This window comes from Bradyrhizobium sp. 1(2017), assembly GCF_011602485.2.
Classification (GTDB): domain Bacteria; phylum Pseudomonadota; class Alphaproteobacteria; order Rhizobiales; family Xanthobacteraceae; genus Bradyrhizobium.
This window is the reverse complement of record NZ_CP050022.2, coordinates 4,029,321-4,046,411: the sequence shown is the minus strand read 5'-3', so window position 1 is coordinate 4,046,411 and position 17,091 is coordinate 4,029,321. Positions and strand designations below refer to the sequence as shown.

At 66.2% G+C, this 17,091-nt stretch carries 10 protein-coding genes and 1 tRNA gene; 4 read left to right on the top strand and 7 right to left on the bottom strand.

Annotated features, from left to right (window positions below):
* The first annotated feature begins 125 nt into the window (after nucleotides 1-125).
* Together metC and HAP40_RS19190 are read left to right on the top strand one after the other, a co-directional pair.
* Nucleotides 126-1,310, top strand: coding sequence for a cystathionine beta-lyase (metC, locus tag HAP40_RS19195; RefSeq protein WP_166816338.1), 1,185 nt, complete (start codon nucleotides 126-128; stop codon nucleotides 1,308-1,310).
* Between the two features lie 175 nt (nucleotides 1,311-1,485).
* Nucleotides 1,486-3,177, top strand: a complete 1,692-nt coding sequence (locus HAP40_RS19190; protein ID WP_166816339.1) for a Na/Pi cotransporter family protein — start codon at nucleotides 1,486-1,488, stop codon at nucleotides 3,175-3,177.
* Nucleotides 3,178-3,192: 15 nt separating this feature from the next.
* Here HAP40_RS19190 and HAP40_RS19185 read toward each other — a convergent pair whose 3' ends face one another.
* From HAP40_RS19185 to HAP40_RS19160, 6 genes are all read right to left on the bottom strand, one after another.
* Nucleotides 3,193-3,531, bottom strand: a complete 339-nt coding sequence (locus HAP40_RS19185; protein WP_008559030.1) for a lipid-A-disaccharide synthase N-terminal domain-containing protein — start codon at nucleotides 3,529-3,531, stop codon at nucleotides 3,193-3,195.
* Complete coding sequence (locus HAP40_RS19180; protein WP_166816340.1) at nucleotides 3,528-4,265, bottom strand: glycosyltransferase family 2 protein; 738 nt, start codon at nucleotides 4,263-4,265, stop codon at nucleotides 3,528-3,530. Before HAP40_RS19180 ends, HAP40_RS19185 begins: the two co-directional genes overlap by 4 nt.
* A 65-nt stretch (nucleotides 4,266-4,330) precedes the next feature.
* Nucleotides 4,331-5,164 (bottom strand): phosphatase PAP2 family protein, encoded by an 834-nt coding sequence (locus tag HAP40_RS19175; protein ID WP_166816341.1) that lies wholly within the window; start codon nucleotides 5,162-5,164, stop codon nucleotides 4,331-4,333.
* 1 nt (nucleotide 5,165) lies between these two features.
* Nucleotides 5,166-6,908 (bottom strand): ArnT family glycosyltransferase, encoded by a 1,743-nt coding sequence (locus HAP40_RS19170; protein ID WP_166816342.1) that lies wholly within the window; start codon nucleotides 6,906-6,908, stop codon nucleotides 5,166-5,168.
* Nucleotides 6,909-6,958: 50 nt separating this feature from the next.
* Entirely contained in the window at nucleotides 6,959-9,070 is a 2,112-nt protein-coding gene (gene pbpC / locus HAP40_RS19165; RefSeq protein WP_166816343.1) for a penicillin-binding protein 1C, read from the bottom strand.
* A 111-nt stretch (nucleotides 9,071-9,181) separates the two neighbouring features.
* Entirely contained in the window at nucleotides 9,182-14,383 is a 5,202-nt protein-coding gene (locus tag HAP40_RS19160; RefSeq protein WP_166816344.1) for an alpha-2-macroglobulin family protein, read from the bottom strand.
* A 406-nt stretch (nucleotides 14,384-14,789) separates the two neighbouring features.
* On the opposite strand from HAP40_RS19160, the gene HAP40_RS19155 reads away from it, so the two are divergent.
* Nucleotides 14,790-14,866, top strand: a tRNA-Arg gene (locus HAP40_RS19155).
* 182 nt (nucleotides 14,867-15,048) lie between these two features.
* Nucleotides 15,049-15,537, top strand: coding sequence for a tyrosine-type recombinase/integrase (locus tag HAP40_RS19150; protein WP_166816345.1), 489 nt, complete (start codon nucleotides 15,049-15,051; stop codon nucleotides 15,535-15,537).
* A 188-nt stretch (nucleotides 15,538-15,725) separates the two neighbouring features.
* Here the strand turns inward: HAP40_RS19150 and HAP40_RS19145 are convergent, their stop codons facing one another.
* Nucleotides 15,726-17,012, bottom strand: coding sequence for a hypothetical protein (locus tag HAP40_RS19145; RefSeq protein ID WP_166816346.1), 1,287 nt, complete (start codon nucleotides 17,010-17,012; stop codon nucleotides 15,726-15,728).
* Nucleotides 17,013-17,091 lie beyond the last annotated feature (79 nt).

Sequence of the window (17,091 nt, the reverse complement as noted above, 5' to 3'; positions counted from 1 at the left end):
GACTGGCCTGCCGGGTCAAGGGGTTGACGGGACTCTTCTGTGTTCTGTTATTAACGACGGCGGCCTTTCGGCCTGCCCGCCAGGCGTCAGGCCCGAGCGGAAACGCAGTTTTTGAAAGCAGTCGCATGGATTCCTCGCACCCCTCCCAGCAACATGCCGAGACCCGGTTGGTCACCTCCGGCCGCGACACCAAGGCGCAGAAGGGGTTCGTCAATCCGCCGGTCTTCCACGGCTCGACCGTGCTCTATCCGACCGCCGAGGACCTGCACGCCCATCGCGGCGAGTTCACCTATGGCCGTCACGGTTCCCCCACCACCAAGGCGTTCCAGGACACGCTGATGGCGCTGGAGGGACCGCAATGCGCCGGTGTCGGCATCGTGCCGTCGGGGCTGTCGGCGATCTCCACCACCCTGCTCTCGGTGCTCAAGGCTGGCGACCATCTCCTGGTCTGCGACAACGTCTATCGGCCCTCGCGCAATTTCTGCAACGGCATGCTCACCCGCTATGGCGTCGAGACCACCTACTTCGATCCGATGATCGGCGCCGGCATCGACAAGCTGTTCAAGCCCAACACCCGGGCCGTTCTGGTGGAGGCGCCGGGCTCGCAGTCGTTCGAGATGCCCGACATCCGCGCCATCGCCGAGGTCGCGCATGGGCGCGGCGCGCTCGTCATCGACGACAACACCTGGGCGACGCCGCTCTATCACCGCTCGCTCGACCAGGGCGTCGACATCAGCATGCAGGCCGCCACCAAATATATCGGCGGACATTCCGACATCATGTTCGGCACCATCTCGGCCAACGCCAAGGCCTGGCCGCAGATTGCCGAAGGCATCCGCTTGCTTGGCGTCTGTGCCGGTCCAGACGACGTCTTCCTCGCGCTGCGTGGCTTGCGCACGCTGTCGGTGCGGCTCGCACAGCATCATCGCTCAGGGCTCGACATGGCGCGCTGGCTCGCGGGCCGGCCCGAGGTCGCACGCGTGCTGCATCCGGGTCTCGAGACCGATCCCGGTCATGCGATCTGGAAGCGCGACTTCACCGGCGCCTCGGGCTTGTTCAGCATCGTGCTGAAGCCGGCCCCGCAGAAGGCCGTCGACACCATGCTCAACACGCTCACGCTGTTCGGCATGGGCTTTTCCTGGGGCGGCTTCGAGAGCCTGGCGATTCCCTTCGACTGCGACGCCTATCGCACCGCGACCAAGTGGGCGCCCGGCGGCCCGACGCTGCGCCTCCACATCGGGCTTGAGAGCGTCGACGACCTCAAGGCCGATCTCGACCGCGGCTTCGCTGCGTTGAAAGCGGCAATGTGAGCCTGCTCACAGGGCATCATGCGCGATGACGCGGCAGCGCGCCGGCGGACGCGCAGTCGTGCGCCGCGGGAACGTGCGCGCGTCGTAAACGTTAACGCCGATGCGCCAACAAATGGTTTGATCCTCAAGCATTTGGCGCTAGCCTCAACAATCGACTCCAATTCGGACACGGAGCATGGGAACGTTGGTTCTGCTCGACCTGATGGGCGGCGTTGCGCTGCTGTTGTGGGGCCTGCACATGGTCCACAGCGGGATCCTGCGCGCCTTCGGTCCCGACCTTCGGCGCCTGCTTGGCAAGGCGCTGAGCAACCGCGTCAGTGCGTTCGCCGCCGGCCTCGGGCTCACGGCGCTGCTCCAGAGCAGTACGGCGACCGCCCTGATCACCTCTTCGTTTGCCGCCGAGGGTCTCGTCAGCCTCTCCGCCGCGCTCGCCATCATGCTTGGGGCCAATGTCGGCACGACGCTGATCGTGCAGGTGCTGTCGTTCAACATCGCGGCCGTGGCGCCGGTGCTGTTCGTGCTCGGGCTCGTCGCCTTCCGCTCCGGCCCGCGCTCGCGGATCAAGGATATCGGCCGCGTCTGCATCGGCCTCGGCCTGATGCTGCTGTCGCTGCACATTCTGCTCGACACGCTCGCGCCGGCCGAGAACGCGCCCGGCGTCCGCGTCGTCATGTCGGCGATCACAGGCGATCCCATCCTGTGCATCGTCATTGCCGCGCTCGTCACCTGGGCAGTACATTCGAGCGTTGCCAGCGTGCTGCTGATCATGTCGCTGGCCTATTCGCAATTCATTACCCCTGAAGCCGCCCTCGCATTGGTGCTCGGGGCCAATCTCGGCAGCGCCATCAATCCCGTGTTCGAGGGCGCCAGGCGCGACGATCCCGCGAGCTATCGCCTGCCAGTCGGCAATCTCGTCAACCGCGTGATCGGAATTGTCCTCGTCCTGCCCTTTATGGGCGTGATCGCCGAGCACATGCACGCCTGGCAGCCCGATCTCGCAAAGATGACCGCGGCCTCCCACATCGCCTTCAATGTCGGCACCGCCGTCCTCTTCATCGGCCTGCTCGATGCTATGTCGCGCCTGTTGATCCGGCTGCTGCCCGATCGCATCCGGGAGGCCGATCCGGCCCGTCCGCGCTATCTCGACGAGACGGCGCTGGAGACGCCGTCGCTGGCCCTCGCTGACGCCGCCCGCGAGACCTTGCGCATGGGCGATCTCGTCGAAGTCATGCTGCGCAAGGTCATGACGGCGATGATGACCGGCGACCGCGCGCTGGTCGACCAGGTCTCGAAGACGGACAATCTCGTTGATGGCCTCGACGAGGCCATCAAGCTCTACGTGACGAAACTGATGCGGGGCAGCCTCGACGAGAGCGAAGGACGGCGCGCGATGGAGATCATCTCCTTCGCCATCAACCTCGAGCATATCGGCGACATCATCGACAAAAGTCTGAGCGAGCTCGCTACCAAGAAGATCAAGCACCGCTTCCAGTTCTCGGCCGAGGGCGCCGAGGAGCTCGCTGCTTTTCACAAGCGCACGATGGATTCGCTGCGGATCGCCTTCGGCGTCTTCATGTCGGGCGACGCCAATGAGGCGCGCAAGCTGCTGGTGGAGAAGACGGCGCTGCGCAACACCGAGCTTGCCGCCGTCGAGCGGCATCTGGACCGGTTGCGCGAGGGCCGTCCCGAGACCATCGAGACCACCTCGCTGCATCTAGACGTGCTGCGCGATCTGCGCCGCATCCATTCTCACATCTGCTCGGTAGCCTACCCCGTGCTGGATGCAGCGGGCGAGCCCTATCGCAGGACCGAAGCCGAGACCGCCGCCCTGCCCACCCCAGGCGCGGCGTCGGCATTGCCGCGATAGGCGGTGGGCCTTCGCTCAGCGGTCCAGCGTCTTCGAGGCGGTGCCGCGGTTCTTCCAGATCAGCATGATGTTTCTGATGTAGATCACCGTCGCGAGCGATTGTCCGAGGATGATGACCGGCTCGCGCTTCACGACGCCATAGACCAGCGTCATCAGCCCGCCGCCCATCGAGCAGAACCAGAACGCCATCGGCACCACGCTGTTGCCGGCGCGCTCGCTCGCGATCCACTGCACCAGGAAGCGCGCGGTGAAGAACAATTGCGCGACGAGGCCGAATGCGAGCCAGAAATCGAACTTGGCGACGAAGACGTCGTAGAGATAGTTGCTCAGCGCCTGACCGTATTGAATGATCATGCGTTCACCTCGGTCACATCTGGGGTCGGCTTCTTGCGGCGGATCAGCCACCACACGCCGGCGAGATCCATGATGCCGATCCACAGCCGGTCGAAGAAGCCATAATTCGACACGCCGGAGTGGCGCGGCCGGTCGATCACGTCGACATAGGCAATGCCGTAGCCTTCGCGGCGGACCAGCGCCGGCAGGAAGCGATGCAGCCCGTCGAAATAGGGCAGCATCAGGAAGACGTCGCGCCGGAATGCCTTCAGCCCGCAGCCGGTGTCGCGCGTGCCGTCCTTCAGGATCGCGTTGCGAACCCCGTTCGCCACGCGCGATTGAAGCTTCTTGAAGCCGGTGTCCTTGCGCCCGATGCGCTGGCCGGCGGCGAGCCCGACGCGCCCTGCCCCCTTCTCGACCGCCGCGATCAGGTCCGGAAGGAACGCCGGATTGTTCTGGCCGTCGCCGTCGAGCGTCGCCACGATCACTCCGTGCGCCGCTCGCACGCCACTGCGCACCGCGGCCGATTGGCCGCCCGATCGCGCATGGCGCAGCTGACGCAGATTGCTCCGTTGCTTCATGATGGCGGCAAGCCGCTCGCCGGTCGCGTCGGTCGAGCCGTCATTGACGTAGATGATCTCATAGGCCCAGCGGCCGTCGAGCGCCGCCGTGATCTCCTCGATCAGGGGCACGATGTTGTCGGCTTCGTTGCGCACGGGAACGACGATGGAAACCGAAGGCTGGGACGTCGACAAAGCAAGGCTCGTGGTTGGAATTGGCCGCCTCAAAGGGAACCGGCGCCCCCGGCAGGCAGCCGCTTTTATGGGGCGGATGCCCCGCGGGCAACCCTTTTGAAGGGGCCCGGGACAGCCACGATGGTACCGTCGGAGCGGATGGCAAAGCCGAGCCTTCTGGCCGCAAACCAGTAGCGGACCGCCATGGCGCCCACCATGCCCACCAGGGCGCCGGCCACGACGTCACTCGGGTGATGCGCGAGCAGCACGAGGCGCGTCAGCAGGATCACGATTGCGTAAGTGAACATGAACACGCGCAGGCGCGGCCACAAGGCCGAGACCGCAAACGCCAGAGCGAACGCGGCCACGGCATGGGCTGACGGCAGGCTGGCATAAGCCCCCGTCCCCTCGAACGGAACGAAATTGAACGCATTGGCCTTGCCGCCGACGAAAGGACGTCCGCGGCCGATGAGAAATTTCAGGATATCGGCCACGAATGCCGGGACGGCAATCGACAGAAACACGAACTGCAGCCGCGTGCCAAAGCCGAGCAGCAGCGCGCGGCGCGTCCCGTGCAGCCCTGCCGCAACCAAGGCCAGAACCACCAGGGCAGCCCCCAGCACCAGCAGCAGATACTCGTCCTTGCCGAAATCGGTGAGGATGCGGATCGGCCACAGACTTGGTGTGCCGCGCGCCGGCATCAGCTGGATCTCGGTCTGGTCGAACGCGACCATGAGCACGATGACCAGGGCTGCGCCCGCTGCGCTGAGCCAGAGCGAATGCCGCGCCAACTTGCGGGCGGCCTCGGCGCGGCGCGAATGCGAGGGCGAGCGCACGAGCTGGGCCAGTGCGCGCCGGGACACGGCAAGCAATTGCGCGGGATAGCCGGCACGCGGCGCGATGTCGGCGGTGACTGGCATCCTATTCGGTGCCTTCCGAGCGGAAGATCGAGATCGAGATCGCGCGGCCTTGCGAGAAATTATAGCCGTCGATGCGGGTGCCGACCTTGTAGCGCAATCCGATCGCCTCCGCGCGCTGCACGAAGCTGCGCTCCGAGCGCTGCTCGATCAGCGCAAAGCGACAGCTGCCTTGCCGCAGGAAGTCCGCAGCGCCCGAGCCGTCGGTCAGCAGGGTCCGCGTTCCCGTCAGGAAGACGAGGCTCGGCTCGTGATAGCCGGCAGCCGCCGCCTTCGGGCCGACACAGGTGACGTTGCGCAGCGCACGCGCGATCTCGATGCTCGGAAACAGCGGAGTCAGCGACGGCAGCACGATACCGTAGACCGCCACCGCCAGCATCAAGGCGGCGACCAGCGCGTTGAGGAGCGAACGCTCGGCGCGATTGTTGTCGTAGAGCCACCAGGCGAACAGGCCGAAGATCAGCGAGGCCGCAATGAACGGCCAGGCCACGAAGGCCGGCTGCCGCGTGAGTATCACCGCGCCAACCACCGCGACGATCGAGGCCGCCGCCGGGATCGCGAACCACCAGGCCGCGCCGCGCATCAGCCAGGACCGCGACAACACGCGCCGCTCCACCGCGCCCGCGGTGAGGATCGCGATCGCAGGGTACAGCGGCAGCACGTAATGCGGCAGCTTGGTCAGCACGGCCTCGAACACGATCCAGGACGGGATCAGCCAAGCCAGCAGGAACTGGGCGCCGGGCTCACGCCGCGCCCGCCAGACCGCGGGTGCTGCCATCGCCGCAAGCGGTGCACCGGGCCAAAAGGTGATCCAGAACAGCGCCAAGTACAGGCCGGGCGGCGCGCCGTGGGATTCCTGGGCCCCCAACTTGCTCAGCATGTCGCCGCCGACGGAATCGGCGAAGAAGGTTTCGCCGGCTCGCCAGAAGATCGCGACGAACCAGGGCAGCACCAGCACCAGCGTCCACATCAGGCCCCAGACCGGGCGCAGCCGCCACAGCCAGGAGGCGTCACGATCCTGGATCGCGAGCGCCACGATGGTCAGGCCCGCGAACATCAGGATCAGCGGCCCCTTGATGAGGATGCCGACGGCCAGCGCGGTCCAGAAGATCGCCGGCCAGCTCCAGGGCGGACGGACCTCGTCCTCGGCGCGCTGCCAGGACAGATAGGCCCGCGCCATCGCGCCCATCGCGGCGACAACACAAAGCAACAGCACCGCATCGGTCTTGGCGAGTCGGGCCTCGACGCCGAGCAGCACGGAGGCGCACATCATCAGTGCGGCCAGCACTGCGGCGCGCCGCGTCACGAAGCCGAGCGCGGCCCAATAGGTCATGAGCACGGCGCCGATCGCTCCGATCAGCGACGGCAGGCGGTAGACCCAGATGCGCAATTCGGCCTTCGGCAGCTTGAGCGCCGCAGCGGTTTCGACCGCGGCCGATTGCAGCCAGTAGATGCCGACCGGCTTCTTGTAGCGGACGTCCTCCTGGAAGCGGATGTCGACATAGTCGCCGCTCTCGACCATCTGCTTGGTGGCCTGGGCAAAGCGCGCTTCGTCGCGGTCGATCGGCGGGATGGTGAAGAAGCCAGGCAGGAACAGCAGCAGCGCGCACAGCACCAAAAAGCCGACCGCACGGGCGTTGCTGGCCGTGACGACATCGAGCATGCGCACGAGCCCGCTGCCCGGATTGACGGGCGATTTCGGCTCGCGGGGCGCTCCAAAACGGGGAGTTGGATAGGTCTCGGCCATTGGTTCCGCTTACGCTGAAACCGCCATCCCCACAACCGCTTAAGCCGGGCTCATTGAATTCGAATGACGACTGTGTCCGCGGCGCCCGTGGCGTCGATCACGGTGAGGCGGGCAAAGCCCGGACCGGGCGGATCGATCAGCCGCTGGCGGCGTCCGTCGATCTCGCCGAGCGCGGTGCCGTTAACCATGACGGTCATGGGCAGCACGCCGCCGGCGACCTTGACCGGCATGGCTGCGCTCTCCCGGCCGCCCGATCGATCGACGTCGATCCGTGAACCGTTGAGCGGGAACTGAATGTGCAGCGCCTGCTCGCCCCCTGTGCGCACCAATTCGCCGACCGGACGGAACCGCTTCAGCGGCAGCGGCAGCTTGGTGTTGCTCGCCACCAGGGTCCCCTTGGGCGGCTTCGGCAACTGAGCCAGCGTCTTGCCGGTCCGGGCGAAGGCGTCGAACAGGATCGGGGCGGCAGCGACGCGCCCGATCAGGCCGGGAACCGGAGCACCGTCGGGCCGGCCGACCCAGACGCCGATGGTCATGCGGCCGTCGAAGCCGACCGACCAGGCGTCGCGATAGCCGTAGGAGGTGCCGGTCTTGAAGGCGATCCGGTTTTGGGCGGCGTTCTCCGGCGGCGGCGTGCCCAACAGCACGTTGCCGACCTGCCAGGCCGCGACCTGATCCAGTAGCCGCATCGGCTCGCGGTCATCCCTGTCGGCCATGATCTCGCGCAGCGGCTTGGTGGTGCCAAGCCGCGCAAAGCCCGTATAGAGCTGGACGAGATCCTGGAGCGTCACGCCGACGCCGCCGAGACCCATGGCAAGCCCCGGCGCCTCGTCCTTGGGCAGCACCAGATTGCCGCCAGCCTGCCGCAGCCGCGACGTCAGCCGGCTGGAGCCGACGCGATCGAGCAGCACGATGGCGGGCACGTTGAGCGACAATTGCAGCGCCTTCCTGACCGGCACCGTGCCCTGGAACGTCATGTCGAAGTTTTCGGGCGCGTAGGAGCCGAACCGGACCGGCCGGTCGTCGATCAGGCTCTCGGGATGTACGAAGCCATCCTCGAAGGCGAGCCCGTAGATGAAAGGCTTGAGCGTCGAGCCCGGCGAGCGCACGGCGCGGGTCATGTCGACCTGCCCTGCCCGGCTGTCGTCGAAATAATCCGCCGAGCCGACGCGAGCGAGCACGTCGCCGCTCTCGTTGTCGACCACGATGATGCCGACCGAGATGTTGGGCCCGAGCGCAATGGCGCGATCGCGGGCCAGCGGCTCCAGCACCTTCTGCAAATTAGCATCCAGCGTCAGCTTGATGACCGGCGTATCCTTGACGGTCGACAGCGCGGTGTCGGAGGCATGCGGCGCCAGGATCGGCATCGGCTTGCGCAGCTTCGGGATCGGAACGGCCTTGGCCTGTTTCGCATCCTCGAGGCTGACCTGATGCTCGCCGACCATGCGATCAAGCACGCGGTCGCGCGCGATGCGGGCGGCCTCGGGATGGCGATCGAGCCGGCGCGTCTCCGGCGATTGCGGCAGAGCCACCAGCAGCGCGGCCTCGGCCAGCGACAACCGCTTCGGCTCCTTGCCGAGATAGGCGATCGAGGCGGCACGGATGCCTTCGAGATTGCCGCCGTAAGGCGCGAGCGCAAGATAGAGATCGAGGATCTGCTCCTTGCTCAAGCTGCGCTCGATCTCGATCGCCCGAACCATCTGCCGCAGCTTGGCATAGAGCGAGCGCTGTCGCCGCGGCTCCATCAGCCGCGCCAGCTGCATGGTGATGGTCGAGCCGCCCGACACGATGCGGCCGCGCGTTGTCAGTTGCAACGCCGCGCGGCCCAGCGCCAGCGGATCGATGCCGTCATGGGCGTAGAACCGCTGGTCCTCATAGGCCAGCAGCAGTTTCAGATAGATCGGATCGACATTCGTCCTGGCGTCGACCGGCAGCCGCCAGCGCCCGTCGGCCATCGCATAGGCGCGCAACAGCTTGCCGTTGCGATCGACGACGGTGGTGGAGACCTGCCGCGCCTCGTCGAGCGGCAGCGGGCCGAGCGAGTAGACCCAGCCGACGAAGCCGATGACGGCGAGGATGAGCGTGAGTGCGGATGCCGACAGGAGGCGAAAGGCGAGCTGCCCTCTCCGCCCGTCATGGCCGGGCTTGACCCGGCCATCCACGCCGTCACCCACCGCTCGTGCGGCCGTGGATGCCCGGGTCAAGCCCGGGCATGACGACTGATGATGTGGCTCCGCTGCGCTCATTCACTTCAACTCGGATTTGAGTTCGACTCACTTCGCCGCCCGCACCTCGACAGTGCCCGTGCCGGTGCGGCCGTAGCGCGAGGGATTGTACATGTCCTCGACATAGGCCTGCGGCAGCACGTATTTGCCGGGCGAGACCGCGCGCACGATATAGGCGACCGTAAAGACCGATTTGGAATCCGAGGCACGGTCGACCGCCGCAGTGAAACGGTCGTCGCGGAACTCGGTGTTTTCGGGCTCCTCGCCGTCCTCGATCCAGTCCAGCGTGCCGCTGTCGCCGGAGGACACCAGCTTCGGATTGTCGATCTCAAGGCCCGCCGGCAGATAGTCCGCCACCATGACGTGACCGTACTCCGGCTTGGCCTCGGTGATCTTCAGCACCACCGCAAAGCGCTGGTTCTGCTTGACCTTGCTGATGTCGGCAGGCTTGCCGTCGAGCGTGAAATAATTGCGCTCGATCTTGAAGCCGTTCGATGCCGCCGGCTCCGGCGTCACCGGCGAGCCCGACACCGAGACCACCGCCTGCACCGGCGCATCGCCGGTGTTGGTGATTTTCATCGGCTTGCCGCTCAGCGTGTCCGCCTTGTAGCTGCGATAGAGCGCGGTCTTCACCGGCTGGCCATCCACGTCCATGGACATGTTCTCCTTGGCCAGCGCCCGCGCCGCCAGCACCAGCCACGCATTCTCCTGCGTGGAGGTGTAGGGCGTGAGCCCGCGGGCGGTCTCGACGCGCGCGACCGCCTGCGTCAGCGTCGCCTTCGGCGCATTGCCTTCGCTGGCGAGCGACACCAGAGCTGCGGCATCGCGGAGCTGTGAGCCGTAATCGGTTCGGCCGAACTCCAACGCCGGCTTGGGTGCGAGGCTGTCGAGCGCGGCACCATAGACCCGCTCGGCGCGGTTGCGGTCGCCGACCAGCGCCAGCGCCGCCGCAAGCTGCGACTTGGCGATCGGCGTCGCGAGGTTGGCGAGCTTGGTATCGGCGAGATAGCGCAGGTCGCCGATCGGTGCAGCGCCGTTGCGCGCGAGCACATAGAGGCCGTAGGCGAGATCGCGCCCGCCGTCCTTCTCCGGCTCGTCGGCATTGACGACGGAGTTGCGGATACGGTCGAGCGCATTCTTGAACAGCACGTCCGGCACCGCAAAACCCTTCTCGCGGGCGCGGGTCAGGAAGTCCGTGACATAGGCATCCAGCCAGGCGTCGTCGCCGCCCGCCGACCACAGGCCGAACGAGCCGTTCGAGCCCTGGCGTGCCAGGAGCCGCTCGATCGCGTCGCGGATGCGCTGGTCGACCTCGGTGTCCATGGCCAGATGCGCGCCGGCTGCGAGGTCATTGACATACAGCAGCGGCATCGCGCGGCTCGTGATCTGCTCCGAGCAGCCATAGGGATAGCGATCGAGCGCCTTGAGGATCGTCGCTGCGTCGAGCGCGGTCGAGAGGCTCGCCGAGACCGAGACGCCGCCGGTGCCCGGCACGAGGTCGGAGAACATGTCCGAGGTCAGCGTCAGGCTCTCGCCCTTGGCCAGGGTGCGGATCGAGCGCCGCGCCAGCACCTGAGTCGCCGCCTTGACGTCGAGCGCATAATGGCGCGCGAGCGTAAGTCCGTTCGGTCCCGTGATGTCGACGTCGAGTGTCGCCTGCCCCGCCGCGGTCGCGTCGATCGCCAGCGCGAACGCGTTGCGCTGCTTGGCGGCGAGCTTGACGGTGGTGGCGGGATTGCCGGTCATCTTCACCGGGCCGCCCGTCTTCACGTTGATGACGTAGTCGCCGGCCTGGCCCTCGACGTTGTCGATCTCGAGATTGACCGTGCCACGGTCGCCATTGAGCAGGAAGCGCGGCAGCGTCGTCGTCAGCACCACGGGATCGCGGATCACGACGTCGGTGTTGGCGCGGCCGAGCTTGGTGGCGGTCCACGCCACCGCCATCACGCGCGCGGTTCCGGCGAACTCCGGAATATCGAAGCTCACTTCGGCCGTGCCGTCGGCGGCGACCGTGACGATGCCCGAATACAGCGCCAGCGGCTTTTGCGTGGGAGGCGAACCCTGGAGCTCGCCGCCGGCGTCGCCGCCGGACTTGATCTGGCCGCGGGTGCCCGACATGCCGTCGATCAGCTGCCCATAGAGATCGCGGATCTCCGCGGTCAGGCTGCGCTGGCCGAGATAATAGTCATCCGGCGCCGGCGGCTTGTAATTGGTGAGATTGAGGATGCCGACATCGACCGCGGCGACCACGACCTTGGCGTCCTCGCCCGGATTGAGTCCGTCGAGCTTGACCGGGATCTTCAGCGACGCATTCGGCCGGATCAGCGCCGGCGGCGTCAGCTTCACCTGCAAGGTGCGGGCCTGCTTGTCGATGCCGAACCATTTCAGGCCGATCGCCCGGCCCGGCATGCGCTGGGCCGCCGCGTCGAGCGGACGGCGCAGCGTCGCCACGACATAGGCGCCGGTGCCCCAATCCTTGCCGATCGGGAGCTTCACCTGCGCGGTGCCTTCCTTGACGTCGATGGTCTGCGTCGTCAGCAGGCGGTCGCCGAACACGTTGATGGTCAGCTTGCCGGCGCTGCGCACATTGACGGACACCGTCATGGTGTCGCCGGAGGCGTATTGCGGCTTGTCGATCGAGGTCTCCAGCAGGTCCGGCGTGTCGGCGCTGCCGTCCGAATACCAGCCGACGTCGAACTGCACCGAGGTCACCGGGCCGTCAGCATCGTTCGACTTCACGTCGAGACGGTAGCGGCCGGGCTGGGGGTTCAACGAAATCCGCGACGGCTTGTCGGCGGCGACGACGACATCGCCGTCAGCCACGCGCGAGGTCGACTTGACCGGCTCGTACTCCCAGTAATTGTTCTGGCGATACCATTGATAGCGCGACTCCATCTTCAGGAGCTCGTAGCGCAGGCCGTCGCGCGGAAGGGTCTTGCCGTCGGGCGAGACGAACACGACGTCGAACTGGGCCTTGTCGCCCTCGGCGACGTTCTTGTCGCCGAACAGCGGCTTGATGCCGATCATGGCGGTCGCGGGCGCGATCGGCAGCACGAGCTTGCGCTCGACCGCGCGGCCACCGGTCTCGACCATGCGGACGAAGATCTGCGCCTCCTGCGGCCGGGTCGAGGCCGGCTGCTTGTCCAGCGTCACCGGGAAGGTCGCAACACCGTTGGCGTCTGCCTCCGGCAGGGTCTCGAGCGGCGTGCGCTCGTTTGAGGTGGTCTCCTCGTCGTCGACACCGAACTGGTAGCCGGCAAAGCCCGGGCGCGCGCTCGCAGGCGCGACCAGCATGTCGCCTTCGAGCTGGAGGCCCGAGGCCGGCGCGCCATAGAGGAAATGACCGTCGGCTTTCAGTTCCACTGGAGCATTAGCCGTGATCACCTTGTCCTTGGCGGACAAGTCGAATTCGATCCGATCGGGCACGTAATCCTCGACCATGAAGGTGGTCTCGCCGATGGCCGATCCCTTCGGGTCGGTGAAGGCGCGCGCCCGCCACGTCCCGGTCGGGACGGCCGAGTTGAGGGGCACGGCCAGTGTGCGGCCGCCGGCGCCCTGGTCGGCCAGCACGGCGCGCCGGAATTCGACGCCGTCGGGACGCTCGATCACGAGCGTGAGCGGCCCGCCGGTGACGGCATTGCCCTGCCCGTCGCGCAACAGCGCGGTGAGATAGACGGTCTCGCTCGACCGGTAGACGCCGCGCTCGGCATAAACGAACGCGTCGGCGCCTGCCGGCACCGCACGGCCCGAAACACCGCGGTCGGACAGGTCGAAGGCGGAGGACTTGAGGCTGAGGAAGGCATAGTCGGCCTTCTCGCCGGTGACGGTGAGCATCGCCGGCGACAAGCCGCCCTCGCCGCGCGCAAGCCCGGCCTCGAACAGCACGTGGCCGGACTCGTCGGTCTTGCGGCTGGCGAGGATCTCGTTGTTGCGGGCAACCAGCCGCACCTCGGCCTTGCCGACCGGATCGGTCGAAGCCAGCGAGTTGATGAAGACGTGGATGCCGTCATTACCGGAATAGGCCGTGATCCCGAGGTCGGAAACGATGAACCATTGCGTCGCCAGCTGGTACTCGTCGTCCGAGCCCGGCCCCTTAGCCGCTGCGGTCATGACGTACACACCGGGCTGGAGCTCGCCGAGCGCCTGATCGACAGGGAATGCCGTGGTGACGTCCTGGTTCAGCGTCATCGCGGTCGCGAGCTCGCCGGACCAGACCTTGACCCCGCGCTCGTCGCCGAGACCGCTGAGCTGGTATTTCGACAGCGTCTTCTGGAAATCGCTGTCGACCACCGTGTTGATCAGGTTGCGGTCGCCGATCCTGTAAACGTTGATGTTGACCGCGGGCGTGTTGACGCTGACCACGGGAATGCCGCGCTGGCCGGTCTTCGGCAGCACATAGGCGCGGCTGGTGAAGCGCACGAACGGCTTGCGGTCGCGCACATAGATGTTGAACTCGGCCGATTTCGGCAGACCTTCCTTCACCGTCGACGGCAGGCCGGCCCGCAAATTGACGTTGTAGCGCTCGCCGTGCTTCAGCCCGTCGACGCAGAGCTGCTTGCCATCGGCCGTCAGCGCCGGCTTGTCCTGGCCCGCCAGCGCCAGGAACGGCGCGAAGTCGGTGCGCTTGGCAAGCTCCTCCGAGAACTGGAAGCAGGCCCGCGGGCTCGCCGAATCCGAGTCCACGGTGTAGTCGAGCAGGCGGAAACCGTGCTCGTCGCGCAGCTTCTCGTAACTCCCGCGGACCTCGGCGACCTCGCGCGTCTCCAGCGACAGCCGCATCGCATCCAGCGCCGGCCGCCACAGCTTGCGCTCGGCCAGCGACTTGCCGAGCACGGCGAGCGCGTCGGCCTCCTCGCCCGGATTGCCGGCGCGCTGATAGGCGATGTAGGCGGCGGTCGAGGCACGCTCCAGCAGGAAGGTCTGCTCGCTCGAGCTCTTCGGCGAGATCTGGAAGATCACCTTGGCGAGCCGAAGCCAGTTGGCCGTGTCCTCCGGCGTGGTTGCCGCGATCTGCCCGAGCACCGAGAGGCCCGTGCGGTAGTCGTTGCGACGGAAGGCGGCATCAGCGTCGGTGCGCAGCGTCGCACCCGACTTGGCGACCGGCCCCGCCTCGCCCTTGATCTGGGCCTCCAGCTTGATCGCGGAATCGGCGAGATCGTCGCGCTTGAACGCCTTGTCGGCGGCCTGTGCGGCGCTCAGGCCGAGCGCCAGCGTGGCGCAGAGTGTGACGGCGCGGATCAGACCGATCATGAAGGGACTCCCGGAAAGCGCGGACGATCGCCGCGGCGGCAAATGAAGTGCGCGGAAAGGTGACGGACTCAAGGCGATGGAACCAAAGGTAGAGATCGTCGCATTCGCCATGACAAGGTCAGCCCAGAGGAGACCGATCAAGACATCGCCGCGCACGCCGTCCTGATGGCGCAGCAATCCCAGACCAGTCGACCGGCGGCCGCATCCCGGAAGCTGGCCAGCATTCCCGGCGATGTAAGCCATCGTCCAGTCCGCTGCCGCTCAACCCGGCACCCTGACACGCCACCGTTCCGCTTTGTCGCGTCGTCGAGGAAAACGGTTCGGTTCAGACTTGGCGAAACGCCAGATTTTTCATATTGGCATGGTAGATGAACAGCCAGCCCCCGATCGGGGCGGCTTCAAGGACGGTCCCGTAGCTCAACTGGATAGAGTAGCGGATTTCTACTCCGCGGGTTGCAGGTTCGAGTCCTGCCGGGATCGCCAAACTTTATCCCCGACGACCTTGGGAAGGTCGAAAGCCATTCCAGCCTGCTAGAGCGCGGTCTGGGAGCCCGATCCTCCTTTCCGCCGGCATCACCGAACTCCGTCCTGTTCCGGATGAGGTCGGCAAACCGGTTCTCGACGCCGCTGGCGCGCCGAAGGCGGTTGTGGCAGGAAAGCACGGCATGCACTCATTACGGCATGCCTGCGCCTCCCTTTGGATTGAGAACGGGCACAACCCGAAGCAGATCCAACGGCTCATGGGGCATGGCTCGATCAAGGCTACATTTGACGTCTACGGGCACCTTTTTCAGACGCTGACGCGGATCAACGCGCCGCCGAAGCACTGCAGGCCCGATTGCTCGGGAGCAAATTTGATGTTGGAAAGGTTCAAGTCTCTGTTTCGACAAAACAAGGTAATCGCCTCCTCCTCGCCATTGCATCTCAACGCCAGATCCGAACGTGAATTGTCTGCGGCTCTCAAAAGCTTACCAGTCGGCGCGAGGGGATGGATCAGCAAGAGCGAGGCGGCCAAACTCTACTCAAGCAGCGATGATGCGTTCGATGAATGGAACAGCGCGGGCAAACTCGCTCTTTCCGAATTCACGGCTTTCGCCGAGCACCGCTGCAATTTTCACGTCGAGTCTGATCGCGTGATCTTCACTCGCAAGTGAGCACAACGCCAGCGCAACACCAGGGAGCTAGGCCATTGATTGGACTCAGCGTCCAAAGGGTTTTTGATCCGCGGGTTGCAGGTTCGAGTCCTGCCGGGATCGCCAAGCCTTGATGGCTCGAAGTTCGAATCTCCAAATCCATCGTCGAAATGTTGCCTGGCTGGCCCGCCTTGGGACGACGAAGGCCCTCATGCGCCGCCCGGATCAGGCTGATGCCCCCTCCACCACCGCGCGATCGCCGCGGTCAGACCATCCCAGAGCTCGGTCGGCAAATCCGACACCGCCAGCCGGACGCTGTACAGGTTCGTGGTCGCGTCGTGAAACCACTCGGTCGCCGCGAAGTCGAAGCCGAAGCTGCCGGCGTGGCGGATCGGAAAACCCTGGCCGCCGAGATCGCGGCTCATGTCTGCGGCGGCCTGCCGCGCGGTCGCTTCGTCGAGCGCATGTCTGCCGCGGAGCGTGACATAGAGGCCATGGGCAAAATGGAGCTCGGCCGACAGCTCCGGAAGCTCGGAGGCGAAATATCGCGCCATCTGACGGCCATTGCGCAGGATGGCGGCAACCCGCTTCCGCGTGAGCTCCCAATAGGCCGCGCTGCCCACGAACGGCGGAAAATGCGACGGCAGCGCCGCAGCGCCGAGAAGCCGAACGGCGTTCCGGGTTTCCACCGCCAGGCATTCGGACATGAGGCGGCTCGCGCCAAGATCCTTTTCACTCCAGCGGACGAAAACCGCAGAGCCGAGCCGGCCATATTCCGCGCCGAGCGAATCGAGCTTGGTGTGGCTTCGCACCATCACGACGGGAATTGCGTATCGGCGCGCCCATCTCAAGATGCGTTGGATGCGGCCCGAGCGGCCGGCAAAGCACGTCGTGTCGAAAATCAACAGATCGAGCCCCGAACCGCCACAGCGCAGGGCCGCCTCGAAGGTCGCGGCGGAGGCGCAGGAATCCAGCAAAAGGATCTGAGGCAGGCTCGCCGGAGTGAACACATCACGTAGCGGGAGCTCCAAGGCGCGGAGCCGCAGGTGCGGGACAAGATCCCGGACGAGCTCCAGCGTCTCGCCGTAGGAGCCCGGCAGCATGAGAATGTCGGCACTGCCGATGATGTGTCTGGAGGCAAGCAGCAGTGACGAGATCGCGGCCATGCCGGAGGCCGTATAGATCGTCTCGCTCGCGCTTGCGCGACCGAGATCGTAGAACGGCGGTCCCTGCACGGCGAGATCGGCGCGCTGATAGTCGTAAGCGAACACGAACGGGCCGCTGGCGGGGCGTGCGCTGGCCGACCATGCCGTCTCCGTCGCTTTCCAGTCCCGCAGCTCATGGTCCGCCCGCAGCGCCGCAGTGATCTGGAATTTGGCCTTGACGACCTCATCGACCGATCGTGGACGAGCCAGATGCAGGGGGCTGCTCAGGCAATTGTTCAGCAGCCCGATTTCCCTGTGCTTTCTGTCGAGATAGGCTTGAATAGTCTCCATGTGCGTCTTGGCTGATCCGATCCGACGTCAACGCCCGGAAACCGCCTTGGGTCCAACGGCGCCGCTGCAACGAAGCGCG

Excerpts from the sequence above, each read along its gene's own strand:
- metC (WP_166816338.1), top strand. The coding sequence starts at position 126 with ATGGATTCCTCGCACCCCTCCCAGCAACATGCCGAGACCCGGTTGGTC.
- HAP40_RS19190 (WP_166816339.1), top strand. The coding sequence starts at position 1,486 with ATGGGAACGTTGGTTCTGCTCGACCTGATGGGCGGCGTTGCGCTGCTG.
- HAP40_RS19185 (WP_008559030.1), bottom strand. The coding sequence starts at position 3,531 with ATGATCATTCAATACGGTCAGGCGCTGAGCAACTATCTCTACGACGTC.
- HAP40_RS19175 (WP_166816341.1), bottom strand. The coding sequence starts at position 5,164 with ATGCCAGTCACCGCCGACATCGCGCCGCGTGCCGGCTATCCCGCGCAA.
- HAP40_RS19170 (WP_166816342.1), bottom strand. The coding sequence starts at position 6,908 with ATGGCCGAGACCTATCCAACTCCCCGTTTTGGAGCGCCCCGCGAGCCG.
- HAP40_RS19160 (WP_166816344.1), bottom strand. The coding sequence starts at position 14,383 with ATGATCGGTCTGATCCGCGCCGTCACACTCTGCGCCACGCTGGCGCTC.
- HAP40_RS19150 (WP_166816345.1), top strand. The coding sequence starts at position 15,049 with ATGCACTCATTACGGCATGCCTGCGCCTCCCTTTGGATTGAGAACGGG.
- HAP40_RS19145 (WP_166816346.1), bottom strand. The coding sequence starts at position 17,012 with ATGGAGACTATTCAAGCCTATCTCGACAGAAAGCACAGGGAAATCGGG.